This window comes from Zoogloea oleivorans (genome assembly GCF_008107625.1).
GTDB classification, from domain to species: domain Bacteria; phylum Pseudomonadota; class Gammaproteobacteria; order Burkholderiales; family Rhodocyclaceae; genus Zoogloea; species Zoogloea oleivorans.
In genome coordinates, this window is sequence record NZ_SDKK01000022.1 from 67021 (window position 1) to 80709 (window position 13689).

At 63.9% G+C, this 13689-nt stretch carries 7 protein-coding genes; 5 read left to right on the plus strand and 2 right to left on the minus strand.

Annotated elements, in window-relative coordinates:
• The first annotated feature begins 9 nt into the window (after window positions 1-9).
• The 3 genes from ETQ85_RS19810 to ETQ85_RS19820 all read left to right on the plus strand — a co-directional run bounded on the left by ETQ85_RS19810 (window position 10) and on the right by ETQ85_RS19820 (window position 7508).
• On the plus strand, window positions 10-1134 hold the full coding sequence (locus ETQ85_RS19810) for a deoxyguanosinetriphosphate triphosphohydrolase (RefSeq protein WP_148580811.1): 1125 nt from the start codon (window positions 10-12) through the stop codon (window positions 1132-1134).
• Between the two features lie 232 nt (window positions 1135-1366).
• Window positions 1367-6043, plus strand: a complete 4677-nt coding sequence (locus ETQ85_RS19815) for a glutamate synthase-related protein (protein ID WP_148580812.1) — start codon at window positions 1367-1369, stop codon at window positions 6041-6043.
• Window position 6044: 1 nt separating this feature from the next.
• Window positions 6045-7508 (plus strand): glutamate synthase subunit beta, encoded by a 1464-nt coding sequence (locus ETQ85_RS19820; protein WP_148580813.1) that lies wholly within the window; start codon window positions 6045-6047, stop codon window positions 7506-7508.
• Between the two features lie 62 nt (window positions 7509-7570).
• Here the strand turns inward: ETQ85_RS19820 and ETQ85_RS19825 are convergent, their stop codons facing one another.
• Together ETQ85_RS19825 and ETQ85_RS19830 are read right to left on the minus strand one after the other, a co-directional pair.
• Window positions 7571-8770, minus strand: a complete 1200-nt coding sequence (locus ETQ85_RS19825; protein ID WP_148580814.1) for an acetate/propionate family kinase — start codon at window positions 8768-8770, stop codon at window positions 7571-7573.
• On the minus strand, window positions 8767-10179 hold the full coding sequence (locus ETQ85_RS19830; RefSeq protein ID WP_148580815.1) for a bifunctional enoyl-CoA hydratase/phosphate acetyltransferase: 1413 nt from the start codon (window positions 10177-10179) through the stop codon (window positions 8767-8769). The genes ETQ85_RS19825 and ETQ85_RS19830 overlap by 4 nt, the downstream gene beginning before the upstream one ends.
• Before the next feature lie 205 nt (window positions 10180-10384).
• Between ETQ85_RS19830 and glmU the strand changes: the two genes are divergently transcribed.
• Window positions 10385-11749, plus strand: coding sequence for a bifunctional UDP-N-acetylglucosamine diphosphorylase/glucosamine-1-phosphate N-acetyltransferase GlmU (glmU, locus tag ETQ85_RS19835; protein WP_148580816.1), 1365 nt, complete (start codon window positions 10385-10387; stop codon window positions 11747-11749).
• Window positions 11750-11806: 57 nt separating this feature from the next.
• Window positions 11807-13645 carry a glutamine--fructose-6-phosphate transaminase (isomerizing) gene (glmS, locus tag ETQ85_RS19840; protein WP_148580817.1) on the plus strand — a complete coding sequence of 613 codons (1839 nt, stop codon included), beginning with the start codon at window positions 11807-11809 and terminating at the stop codon, window positions 13643-13645.
• Window positions 13646-13689 lie beyond the last annotated feature (44 nt).

Consider the following 13689-nt stretch of genomic DNA (forward strand, 5'->3'; position numbering starts at 1 on the left):
GTGACATCCATGACCGATCTGGCCCCCTACGCCGTTACCGAAGCCAACTCCCGGGGCCGGCGCGTGCAGGAGCCAGCGCCTGTGGCCCGCGGCGAATTCCAGCGTGACCGCGACCGCATCGTCCATTGCACGGCCTTTCGGCGGCTTGAATACAAGACCCAGGTCTTCGTCAATCACGAAGGCGACCTGTTCCGTACGCGCCTGACCCACAGCATCGAAGTGGCGCAGATCACCCGCTCCATCGCGCGGGCGCTGCATCTCAATGAAGATCTGGCCGAAGCCGTGGCCCTGTCGCACGATCTCGGTCACACGCCTTTCGGTCATGCCGGGCAGGAAGCGCTGAACACCTGCATGAAGGATTTCGGCGGTTTCGAGCACAACCTGCAGTCCCTGCGCTCCGTCGATGTGCTCGAAGAAAGCTACGCCGACTTCAACGGGCTCAACCTGATGCACGAGACGCGGGAGGGCATTCTCAAGCACTGCTCGCCCAAGAATGCGGAAGGCCTCGGCGATATCGGCCGCCGCTTCCTCGAAGGCCGGCAGCCGTCCCTCGAGGCGCAGCTGGCCAATCTGGCCGATGAAATCGCCTACAACAATCACGATGTGGACGATGGCCTGCGCTCCGGCCTGATCACTCTTGAACAGCTCGATGGGGTGCCGATCTTTGCACGCAACCGGCACGTCGTCGAAAGCGCCTACCCCGGGCTGGGCGGGCGCCGCCTGATCCACGAAACGGTCCGGCGCATGGTCAATCTGATGGCGGTCGATCTCATCGAGCAGACCCGTGCCAACATAGCAGAGGCCGGCGTCCTGTCGCTGGAGGATGTGCGTGCCGCGCCCCGGCTGGTGGCCTACAGTCCGGTTCTGCTGCCCGAGCTGCGTGTTCTGAAGACCTTTCTGCGCGAAAATCTCTACCATCACTATCAGGTCCTGCGCATGACCGACAAGGCCCGGCGCATCATTCAGGACCTCTTCGGGGCGTTCATGAACGACCCCCGCCTGCTTCCGCCCCAGTACCAGTTCATGGCCCGATCGGACAAGCCGCGGGCCATCGCCGACTACATTGCCGGGATGACTGATCGATACGCGATGAAGGAGCACCGGCGCCTGTTTGCGGTCGGCGAGATTTTCTGAGCAGCGGCGCGTATGCGGCGGCGCAAAAAAATCTTGAAGGGCAGGCGCCTGCAGCGGTATATTCGACCCTCGCCCAATGTGTTTGAACGATCTCCTCGTCGGGATCGCGCGTAGCCGGCTGGCCACGATCTGCCGGCTTTTTCACGGTTCGGACGGGGCGATTTCCGCAGTTTGAATGTCCGGCACTGCCCGAATGGTGGTGCCGGTGTGTGTTGTGTCGAGGAAAAACAAGATGGATCTTCCCCTGGAGCAGGGTCTTTACGACCCAGCCAACGAACATGACGCCTGTGGTGTCGGTTTCATTGCACATATCAAGGGCAACCGTACTCACGAGATCGTTAATCAGGGTCTCGAAATCCTGAAGAATCTGGATCACCGGGGTGCTGTTGGTGCCGACCCGCTGCAGGGCGACGGCGCCGGCATCCTTATCCAGATTCCGGATACCCTGTTCCGCGAAGAGATGGCCAAGCAGGGCGTTACCCTGCCGCCCGCCGGCGACTACGGCGTGGGCATGGTCTTCCTGCCGAAGGAACACGCCTCCCGCCTCGCCTGTGAGGAAGCCATCGAGCGCGCTGCCCGCGCCGAAGGCCAGGTTGTGCTCGGCTGGCGCGATGTGCCGACCGACCCGAACATGCCCATGTCCCCGACCGTCAAGGCCAAGGAGCCGGTGATCCGCCAGGTCTTCATCGGCCGCGGTCCCGACGTGATGGTGACCGACGCCCTCGAGCGCAAGCTGTACGTGATCCGTCGCCGTGCCGCCAACGCCATCGGCAGCCTCAAGCTGAAGCACTCCAAGGAGTTCTACACGCCGTCGATGTCGGCGCGGACGATCAACTACAAGGGTCTGCTGCTGGCCGACCAGGTGGGCGAGTACTACTCCGACCTGAAGGATCCGCGCTGTGTTTCGGCGCTGGCCCTGGTGCACCAGCGTTTCTCGACCAACACCTTCCCGACCTGGCATCTGGCCCACCCGTTCCGTTACATCGCCCACAACGGCGAGATCAACACGGTTCGCGGTAACTACAACTGGATGCGCGCGCGTGAAAAGGGTACGCACTCTCCGTTACTGGGTGATGACCTGCAGAAGCTGTGGCCGCTGATCTACCCGGGTCAGTCCGACTCCGCCGCCTTCGACAACGCGCTCGAACTGCTCGTCATGGGCGGTTACTCGCTGGCCCACGCCATGATGATGATGATTCCCGAGGCCTGGGAATCGCACACCCTCATGGACCAGAAGCGTCGCGCCTTCTACGAATACCACGCTGCCATGATGGAGCCGTGGGACGGCCCCGCCGCGGTGGCCTTCACCGACGGTCGCCAGATCGGCGCCACGCTCGACCGTAACGGCCTGCGTCCGGCCCGTTACTTCGTCACCGACGACGATTACGTCGTGATGGCCTCCGAGTCCGGTGTGCTGCCCTTTGCCGACGAGAAGATCGTCAAGAAGTGGCGTCTGCAGCCGGGCAAGATGTTCCTGATCGACATGGAGCAGGGCCGCATCATCGACGACAAGGAGATCAAGGAATCCCTTGCCGCCGCCAAGCCCTACCAGGACTGGCTGTCCCGCATCAACATCAAGCTCGACACCTGTGCTGCGCCCGAATCGGTTGCCGCGCCGGAATGCGCCGCGTCCATGCTGGATCGCCAGCAAGCCTTCGGTTACACCCAGGAAGACGTCAAGTTCATCCTCGAACCGATGGCCAAGACCGGTGAAGAGTCGACCGGCTCGATGGGTAACGACAGCCCGCTGGCCGTGCTGTCTGCCCGCGAGAAGCCGATCTACAACTACTTCCGCCAGCTCTTCGCCCAGGTGACCAACCCGCCGATCGACCCGATCCGCGAACAGCTGGTCATGTCGCTGGTGTCCTTCGTCGGCCCGCGTCCCAACCTGCTCGGCATCAACGAGATCAACCCGCCGTACCGCCTGGAAGTCACCCAGCCGGTGCTGACCTTCGCCGACATGGCGAAGCTGCGCGAGATCGCCCGTTACACCGAGAACAAGTTCCGTTCGGCCGAACTGGACATCTGCTACCCGCTCGCCTGGGGCAAGGAAGGCGTCGAAGCCCGCCTGGCCTCCCTGTGTGCGGAAGCCGAGAACGCCGTGCTCGACGGCTCCAACATCCTGATCGTTTCCGATCGCAAGATCGATGCGCTCAACGTGGCCATCCCGGCGCTGCTCGCCACCTCGGCGATCCACCAGCACCTGGTGACCAAGGGCCTGCGCACGCGTACCGGCCTGGTGGTCGAAACCGGCTCGGCCCGTGAAACCCACCACTTCGCCGTGCTCGCCGGCTTTGGTGCCGAAGCTGTGCACCCCTACCTGGCCCTCGAAACCCTTACCGAACTGGCCAAGGGCGACGCCGAAACTGCCGACAAGTACGTCAAGCACTTCATCAAGGGTGTCGGCAAGGGCCTCATGAAGGTCATGTCCAAGATGGGCATCTCCACCTTCATGTCCTACACCGGTGCGCAGATCTTCGAAGCCATCGGCCTCAAGAAGTCGCTGGTCGAAAAGTACTTCACCGGCACCTCTTCGCAGGTGGAAGGCATCGGCGTGTTCGAGGTGATGGAAGAGGCCCTGCGCCTGCACCAGCAAGCCTTCAGCGCCGACCCGGTGCTCGCCAATGCGCTGGATGCCGGTGGCGACTACGCCTACCGTGTCCGTGGCGACGAGCACATGTGGACCCCTGATGCGATCGCCAAGCTGCAGCATTCCACCCGCTCCGGCAAGTTCGACACGTACAAGGAATACGCCAAGATCATCAATGATCAAAGCAAGCGCCACATGACCCTGCGCGGCCTCTTCGAACTCAAGCCTGCCGGTGCCCCGGTGCCGCTCGAAGAAGTCGAGTCCGCCAAGGAAATCGTCAAGCGTTTCGCGACCGGCGCCATGTCCCTCGGCTCCATCTCCACCGAGGCGCACACCACGCTGGCCGTGGCCATGAACCGGATCGGCGGCAAGTCGAACACCGGCGAAGGCGGCGAAGATCCGAAGCGTTTCATCCCGATCAACCAGCCGACCATGCTGTCCGAGATCATCGGTGCCAGCCGTATCGAGCGTGACCTGCAACTCGAGGCCGGCGACAGCCTGCGCTCGTCGATCAAGCAGGTGGCGTCGGGCCGTTTCGGTGTCACCACCGAATACCTGGTCAACGCCGACCAGATCCAGATCAAGATGGCCCAGGGTGCCAAGCCCGGTGAAGGCGGTCAGCTGCCCGGCCACAAGGTCTCCGAGTACATCGGCTTCCTGCGTCACTCGGTGCCGGGCGTCGGCCTGATTTCGCCGCCGCCGCACCACGACATCTACTCGATCGAAGATCTGGCCCAGCTGATCCACGACCTGAAGAACACCAACCCGGCGGCCGACATCTCCGTCAAGCTGGTGTCCGAAGTGGGCGTCGGTACCGTGGCGGCCGGTGTGGCCAAGGCCAAGGCCGACCACGTGGTGATCGCCGGTCACGACGGCGGCACGGGCGCTTCGCCCTGGTCGTCGATCAAGCATGCCGGTTCGCCGTGGGAGCTCGGCCTGGCCGAAACCCAGCAGACCCTGGTCCTCAACCGTCTGCGCAGCCGTATCCGCGTGCAGGTGGACGGCCAGATCAAGACCGGTCGCGACGTCGTCATCGGTGCCCTGCTGGGTGCCGACGAGTTTGGCTTTGCTACCGCGCCGCTGGTGGTCGAAGGCTGCATCATGATGCGCAAGTGCCACCTCAACACCTGCCCGGTGGGCGTGGCCACGCAGGATCCGACGCTGCGCAAGCGCTTCTCGGGTCAGCCTGAGCACGTGGTGAACTTCTTCTTCTTCATCGCCGAAGAAGTCCGCGAGCTGATGGCCCAGCTGGGTATCCGCAAGTTCAATGACCTCATCGGGCGTGCCGACCTGCTCGACATGCGTGCCGGCATTGAGCACTGGAAGGCCAGCGGCCTGGATTACAGCCGCATCTTCCACCTGCCCAACGTCCCCGCCGATGTGCCGCGTATCCACACCGAAACCCAGGACCACAACCTGGCCAAGGCGCTGGACAACAAGCTCATCGAACTGGCCATGCCGGCCCTCGAAAAGGGCGAGAAGGTGTCCTTCGAAGTGCCGGTGCGCAACATCAACCGCACTGTCGGCGCCATGCTGTCCGGCAAGTTCGCCGCCAAGTACGGCCATGCCGGCCTGCCCGACGACACCGTGCATATCCGCCTCAACGGTACGGCTGGCCAGAGTTTTGCGGCCTTCCTGTCTCGCGGCCTGACCCTCGAACTGGTGGGTGAAGGCAACGACTACGTAGGCAAGGGCCTGTCCGGCGGCCGCATCATCGTGCGCCCGGCAGCGGGCTTCAAGTGCGAGACCCAGAGCAACATCATCATCGGCAATACCGTGCTTTACGGCGCCACTGAAGGCGAAGCCTACTTCGCCGGCGTGGCAGGCGAGCGCTTCGCGGTGCGTAACTCCGGTGCGACGACGGTTGTCGAAGGCGTGGGTGACCACGGCTGCGAATACATGACCGGCGGTACCGTGGTGGTGCTCGGCATGACCGGCCGCAACTTCGCGGCGGGCATGTCCGGTGGTGTCGCCTACGTGTTCGACGAAGAAGGTACTTTCGAGTCCCGCTGCAACATGGCCCAGGTGGCCCTGGAGCCGGTCGAGGACGAACTGGCTGCCCGCAAGGGTTCCGAGTCCGGCGACGAACTCGAAGGCCACGGCCGCGTCGATGTGCGTCACCTGGGCATGGCTGACGAAGCCCTGCTCAAGATGCTGATCGAACGTCACGCCACCTACACCGGCAGCGAACGCGCCAAATCCATCCTCGCCGACTGGCCGACCTTCCGCGCGAAGTTCGTCAAGGTGATGCCGCACGAATACCGTCGCGCGCTGGCCGAAATGGCCGCGCAACAACAGTCAGAACTGGAGGCCGCGTAACATGGGCAAGCCAACCGGGTTTCTCGAGTACCAGCGTCTTTCCGAGGCTTACGCCCCGGTCGAGCAGCGTCTCAAGCATTACAAGGAGTTCGTCGATCACCTGACGGACGAAGAGGCCGCCAAGCAGGGCGCCCGCTGTATGGATTGCGGCGTGCCGTTCTGCAACAGCGGTTGCCCGGTCAACAACATCATTCCCGACTGGAACGATCTTGTTTTTCGCGGCAACTGGAAGGAGGCGATCGAGGTTCTGCACTCGACCAACAACTTCCCCGACTTCACCGGCCGCATCTGTCCGGCGCCCTGTGAAGCCGCCTGCACGCTGAACATCAACACCGAAGCCGTCGGCATCAAGTCGATCGAGCACGCGATCATCGACAAGGCCTGGGAAAACGGCTGGGTCCTGCCCCAGCCGCCGAAGACCAAGACCGGCAAGAAGGTTGCCGTCGTCGGTTCCGGCCCGGCCGGCCTGGCTGCTGCCCAGCAGCTGGCCCGCGTTGGTCACGATGTCACCGTGTTCGAGAAGAGCAGCCGTATCGGCGGCCTGCTGCGCTACGGCATCCCTGACTTCAAGATGGAGAAGTCGCACATCGACCGTCGCGTTGCGCAGATGGAAGCCGAAGGCGTGAGCTTCCGCACCAAGGTCTGTGTCGGCGCCAAGCCCGGCACGACCGGCATCAACGACGACGCCGTCGAAGTGGTGACTGCCGATCAGCTCAAGTCCGAGTTCGATGCGGTGATCCTCGCCGCCGGTTCCGAAGTGCCCCGTGACCTGCCGGTTCCGGGCCGCGAGCTGGCCGGCGTGCATTTCGCGCTGGAACTGCTGGTTCCGCAGAACAAGGAAGTCGCTGGCGACAGCAAGAACCCGATCTCCGCGACCGGCAAGCACGTCATCGTGATTGGCGGCGGCGATACCGGCTCCGACTGCGTCGGCACCTCCAACCGTCACGGTGCTGCATCCGTGACCCAGTTCGAAGTGATGCCCGAGCCGCCGAAGGAAGAAAACCGTCCGCTGACCTGGCCGTACTGGCCGATCAAGATGCGTACTTCTTCCTCCCACGAGGAAGGCTGCCAGCGCGAGTTTGCGGTTTCCACCAAGGAGTTCATCGGTGAAAACGGCAAGGTCAAGGCGCTGCGTACTGTCGAACTCGAATGGAAGGACGGCAAGCCGTCCGAAGTGGTGGGTTCCGAGCGCGAACTGCCGGCCGATCTGGTGCTGTTCGCCATGGGCTTCACCAATCCGGTGGGCTCCCTGCTCGAAGCCTTTGGCGTCGACAAGGATGGCCGTGGCAATGCCAAGGCGACCACCGATGGTGAAGGCTGCTACGCCACCAACGTGGCCAAGGTCTTCGCTGCCGGTGACGTGCGGCGTGGTCAGTCGCTGGTGGTGTGGGCAATCCGCGAAGGCCGTCAGGCCGCGCGTGAAGTCGATACCTTCCTGATGGGCTCGTCGGTTCTGCCGCGTTGATCAGGTAGTCGCTTCAAGCAAAAAGGCCCGGAAATTTCCGGGCCTTTTTGTTTTTGGCGGGTTCAGCCGAGGCCGAGCAGGTTTACCGCGTGGTGGCCGATCATCCATTCCTCGTTGGTCGGCACCACCAGCACTTCCACCTTGCTGTCCTTGGTGTGGATGCGGGTGGCGTGGCGCTGGTTGGCAGCCGGGTAGAGGTGCAGGCCGGTCCACGCCAGCCATTCGGCGATGCGGGCGCGGATCGGGGCGGCGTGCTCGCCGATGCCGCCGGTGAACACCAGTGCTTCCAGGCCGCCAGAGGCCATCGACAACTGGCCGACCATGCAGGCGGCGCGGTAGCAGAAGAGTTCGACGGCTTCCTTCGCTGAATCCTCGTCGGATTCGAGCAGGACGCGCATGTCCTGGCTGATGCCGGACACGCCGAGCAGGCCGGACTGCTTGTAAAGCAGGTTGCTGAGCGCTTTGGCGTCCATGCCCTTTTGTTCGACCAGGTGCAGGATCACGCCGGGGTCGAGGCTGCCGGTGCGGGTGCCCATCATCAGGCCATCGACAGCGGTGAAGCCCATGCTGGTGTCGCGGGACAGGCCGTCGCGCAGGGCGCACATGCTGGCGCCGTTGCCCAGGTGGGCGATGATGATGCCGCCGCGGGCCTTCTCTTCACCGAGCAGGTCCGGCAACTGGCGCGACACGTATTCGTAGGACAGACCGTGGAAGCCGTAGCGCTTGACGCCTTCATTGAAGAGGGCGCGCGGCACCGGGAAGCGTTCGGCCACCGGCAGGCGGGTGCGGTGAAAGGCGGTATCGAAACAGCCGACCTGCTTGACGTCGGGCATCAGCGAGAACAGCGACTTGATGGCCCGCAGGTTGTGGGGCTGGTGCAGCGGCGCCAGCGGGATCAGGGTTTCGAGCTCGGCCACCACTTCCGGGGTGAGCACCACAGGGGCGCCGTAGTGATCGCCACCATGCACGATGCGGTGGCCGGCCGCGACGATTTCAACGCCGGGGCTGTGCCGGTTGATCCACGCGAAGATGAACTCCAGCGCCAGACGGTGCTGACCGTTCACATCGGTATCCGGTGGTACGGCGAGGGCCTCGGTAAAGCGTTCGCCGCTGTTGGCATCCTTGGCGGACATCAGGGGTTCGGCCCCGATGCCTTCCACCTGACCCGACAGGCGCGGCATGTCGGCCAGCTTCGGGGTCATCGGGAAAAGGGCGAACTTCAGGCTCGACGAACCTGCATTGAGGATCAGGACTGCTTTCATACACGGACTCCCTGGCGACGTTTGTGGGCCATCAACTGCGCGATGGCGCAGGAGGCGGTACGGGTTTCGGCGGTATCGGCACGGCTGGTGAGCACGATCGGCACGCGGGTGCCGAGCACCACGCCGGCCATCAGGGCATCGGCGAGGTATTCGAGCTGCTTGGCCAGCATGTTGCCGGATTCGAGGTCGGGCACAACCAGGATGTCGGCCTGGCCAGCGACGGCGGAGCGGATGCCCTTGGTCTTGGCGGCGACGAGGGAAATCGCGTTGTCGAAGGCCAGCGGGCCGTCGAGGATGCCGCCCTTGATCTGGCCGCGGTCGGCCATCTTGCACAGGGCCGCCGCATCGAGGGTCGAGCGGATCTTGACGTTAACCGTTTCGACGGCCGACAGGATGGCCACCTTGGGTTCGGGCACGCCCATCATGATCGCCAGTTCGATGGCGTTCTGGATGATGTGCACCTTGTCTTCGAGGCTCGGGGCGATGTTGATGGCCGCATCGGTGATCAGCAGCGGGTGCGGGTAGGTGGGCACGTCGGCCATGAACACGTGGGAAATGCGGCGTGCGGTGCGCAGGCCGGTTTCCTTGGCGACGACTTCGCTCATCAGTTCGTCGGTGTGCAGGGAGCCTTTCATCAGGGCTTCGACTTCGCCGCTGCGCGCCAGGCGCACGGCGGTTTCGGCCGAAGCGTGGCTGTGGGCCACGTCGATGATGCGCACGCCGCGCAGATCGAGCCCTTCGCGCTCGGCCACTTCACGGATCTTGCTCTCCGGGCCGACCAGCACGGGAATGATCAGGCCGGCGTCGCGGGCCTGCATCGGGCCGCGCAGGGATTCCGTGTCGCAGGGGTGGGCGACCGCCATCGGAATCGGCTCCATGCCCTTGGTCAGCTCCAGCACATGCAGGTAGCGCTGCTGGCGGTCGGAAATGGTGATTCCCGGCATGGCCATGCGCAGGCGCTTGATCTTCTGGGTCGGCGCCATCACCTCGGCCGTGCCGTCGATGACCTTCAGGCCGTCCTGGTTGACGCACTGGCAGTCGAGCAGCAGATGATGATTGTGCTCAAAGCGCTGGGTACAGGTTATGGTCACCGTCAGCGTGTCGCCGATGGTGATCGGGCGCCAGAACTTGAGGGTCTGGCCCACATAAACGGTGCCCGGGCCGGGGAATTCGGTGCCGAGGATGGAAGAAATCAGCACACTGCCCCACATGGAGTGGCCGACGACTTCGCGGAACTGGCTGGAACGGGCGAATTCGGGGTCCACGTGGGTCGGATTCACATCCCCCGACATGACCGCAAACAGGTGGATGTCCTCGGGCCGGAGGGTGCGGACCAGATGTGCGGAGTCGCCGACGGCAATTTCGTCGAAGGTCCGGTTCTGGATGAAATCGCGAGCTTCGGTAGTCATGGGTTTCCTAGGTTTTGCAATGCAGCATCATCATTCTACGGAAAGGCTTTTGAGGAACTTTAGCACTAGATCAAAGGAATGTTGCGTCGCATCACCTGCCCCCGGTTGTGGCGAGTTGTTATCCGAGAACTGCGCCGCAAAGACTTCAAAAACCCCCATGCTAGAATCCGCGCGACAGAAATTCAAACCGCATTCAGGGATTCCCATGGAAGTAATCGTTCTCGCCGCCGGCCAAGGCCAACGCATGCGTTCGGTGTTGCCCAAGGTGCTGCAGCCGCTGGCTGCCAAGCCGATGCTGGCGCATGTGCTGGATACCGCGCGAACGCTGGAAGCGCGCCGCATTGTCGTGGTGTATGGCCATGGTGGCGAGGTGGTGCGCGAGGCGCTCGATGCGCCCGATCTGGCCTGGGCCCGGCAGGATCCGCCCCAGGGCACCGGTCATGCAGTGCAGCAGGCCATGCCGCTGGTCGAAGACGGCGACATCGCGCTGATCCTCTATGGCGATGTGCCGCTGATCGGCGTGCCGACCCTGCAGCGCCTGATGGCGGCCGCCGGCGAACGTCAGCTGGCGCTGCTCACCGTGAATATGAACGATCCCACCGGCTATGGCCGCATCCTGCGCGATGGCGCCGGCAAGGTGACGCGCATCGTCGAAGAGAAGGACGCCAGCCCTGAAGAGCGCCGCGTGCAGGAAGTGAACACCGGCATTCTCGCCGCCCCGGTCGAGCGCCTGCGCGCCTGGCTGGGCAACCTGAAGAACGACAACGCCCAGGGCGAGTACTACCTCACCGACATCATCGCCATGGCGGTGGCCGATGGCCTGCAAGTCATCACCACCCAGCCCGATGCCTTCGAAGAAACCCTCGGCGTCAATAACAAGACCCAGCTCGCCGAGCTGGAGCGCATCCATCAGCGCAACATCGCCCGCGCCCTGACCGACGCCGGCGTCACCGTCATCGACCCGGCGCGCCTCGACGTGCGTGGCGAGCTGGTCTGCGGCCGCGACGTGGAAATCGACATCAACTGCATCTTCGAAGGCCGTGTTGAACTGGCCGACGGCGTGCGCGTTGGCGCCAACTGCATCCTGAAAAACGCGAAGATCGGCGCCGGCACCCGGATTGCCGCTTATTCGCAGATCGAAGACACGGTGATGGGCGAAGCCTGCATCATCGGCCCCTACGCCCGTACCCGCCCGGGCACCGTGCTCGGCAAGGACGTGCACCTGGGCAACTTCGTCGAAGTCAAAAACAGCAACATCGCCGACCATTCCAAGGCCAATCACCTGGCCTACGTGGGCGACGCCGACATCGGCCAGCGGGTCAATGTGGGCGCCGGCACCATCACCTGCAATTACGATGGTGCCAACAAGTTCCGCACCATCATCGAGGACGACGTCTTCATCGGCTCCGACACCCAGCTCGTCGCGCCGGTGCGTGTTGGGCGTGGCGCCACACTGGGTGCCGGCACGACCCTCTCCAAGGATGCGCCGGCCGATCAACTGACCGTCTCCCGCAGCAAGCAAATTTCCATTCCGGGCTGGAAGCGTCCGGTCAAGGCTCAAAAGGCCTGACTTTCTTCATTCCGGCCCGGCCGCCATGGCCCGGCTTTTTACGAGAGGTTTCCGATCATGTGTGGCATCGTCACCGCCATTGCCCGTCGCAACATTGTTCCCGTGCTGCTCGAAGGGCTGCGCAAGCTTGAATACCGCGGTTACGACTCCGCCGGCCTGGCTGTTCTGAAGACCGAAGGGACGCCGCAACTGCAGCGCCTGCGCGCAGTAGGGCGGGTGGCCGAACTGGCCGCCCAGGCCGATGCCACCGGCCTCAGTGCCGAAATCGGCATCGCCCACACCCGCTGGGCCACCCACGGCGTGCCCAGCGAGCGCAACGCCCATCCGCACATTTCTGCCGGTCTGGCCGTGGTGCACAACGGCATCATCGAAAACTTCGAAGAGCTGCGCAGCGGCCTCCAGGCCAAGGGCTACAAGTTCACGTCCGAAACCGACACGGAAGCCATCGCCCACCTGCTCCACGACAAGCTCAAGAGCATTCCCGACCTGTTCGACGCGGTGCGTGCCACCCTCGCCGAACTCGTCGGTGCCTACGCCATCGGCGTTCTCAGCGAAACCGACCCGAACCGCGCCATCGTCGCCCGCAAGGGCTCGCCGCTGCTGCTGGGGATTGGTGAAGACGGTTACTACGCCGCCTCCGACACCGCCGCACTGCTGCAGGTCACCCGCAAGGTGGTGTACCTCGAAGACGGCGATGTGGCCGAGCTGCGTCTCGACGGCTACCGGGTCACCCTGCAGGACGGCACCCCGGTCGAGCGGGCGGTGAACATCTCCAGCCTGTCCGCCGATGCGGTCGAACTGGGCAAGTACCGCCACTACATGCAGAAAGAGATCTTCGAGCAGCCCCAGGCCCTGGGCAACACCCTCGAAATGATCGCCGGCGGTGGCGGCATCTCCCCGCAACTCTTCGGAGCCGACGCCGTCGGCATCTTCGGCGCCACCCGCCGGGTGCTGATCCTCGCCTGCGGCACCAGCTACCACGCCGGTCTAGTCGCCCGTTACTGGATCGAATCGGTCGCCAAGATTTCATGCACGGTCGAAATCGCCAGCGAATACCGCTACCGCGATTCCGTGCCCGATCCGGAAACCCTGGTCGTCGTCATCTCCCAGTCGGGTGAGACCGCCGACACCCTGGCCGCGCTCAAGTTTGCCAAGAGCCTCGGCATGAACAAGACCCTGGCCATCTGCAATGTGCCCGAGTCCGCCATCGTCCGCGAAACCGCCCTGCGTTTTGTGACCCGCGCCGGCCCCGAAATCGGCGTTGCCTCCACCAAGGCCTTCACCACCCAGCTCGCCGCCCTGGCCCTGCTGACCCTGGCGCTCGCCAAGGTCAATGGCCGCCTGTCCGACGAAGACGAGGCCATGCACCTTGCGCACCTGCGCCACCTGCCAGTGGCAGTCGCCAAGGTGCTCGAACTCGAACCGGAAATCGAAGGCTGGGCACAGCGCTTTGCCAGCAAACATCACGCCCTGTTTCTGGGGCGCGGCATGCACTACCCGATTGCCCTCGAAGGCGCCCTCAAGCTCAAGGAAATCTCCTACATCCACGCCGAAGCCTACCCGGCCGGCGAACTCAAGCACGGCCCGCTGGCCCTGGTGGACAAGGAAATGCCCGTCATCGCCGTCGCCCCCGCCGACTCCCTGCTCGAAAAGCTCAAGTCCAACCTGCAGGAAGTGAAGGCCCGCGGCGGCGAGCTGTACGTCTTCGCCGATGCCGGCAGCGAAATCCCCCAGTCGGAAGGCGTGCACATCCTGCACATGCCCGAACACTACGGCCTGCTCTCACCAATCCTCCACGTCGTATCGCTGCAACTGCTGAGCTACCACGCCGCACTGGTGAAGGGCACCGACGTAGACAAGCCGCGCAATTTGGCCAAGAGCGTGACGGTGGAGTGAGGGCAGGGGGTCAGCTCTGACCCTGTGTTGAAAAATAATAAAGA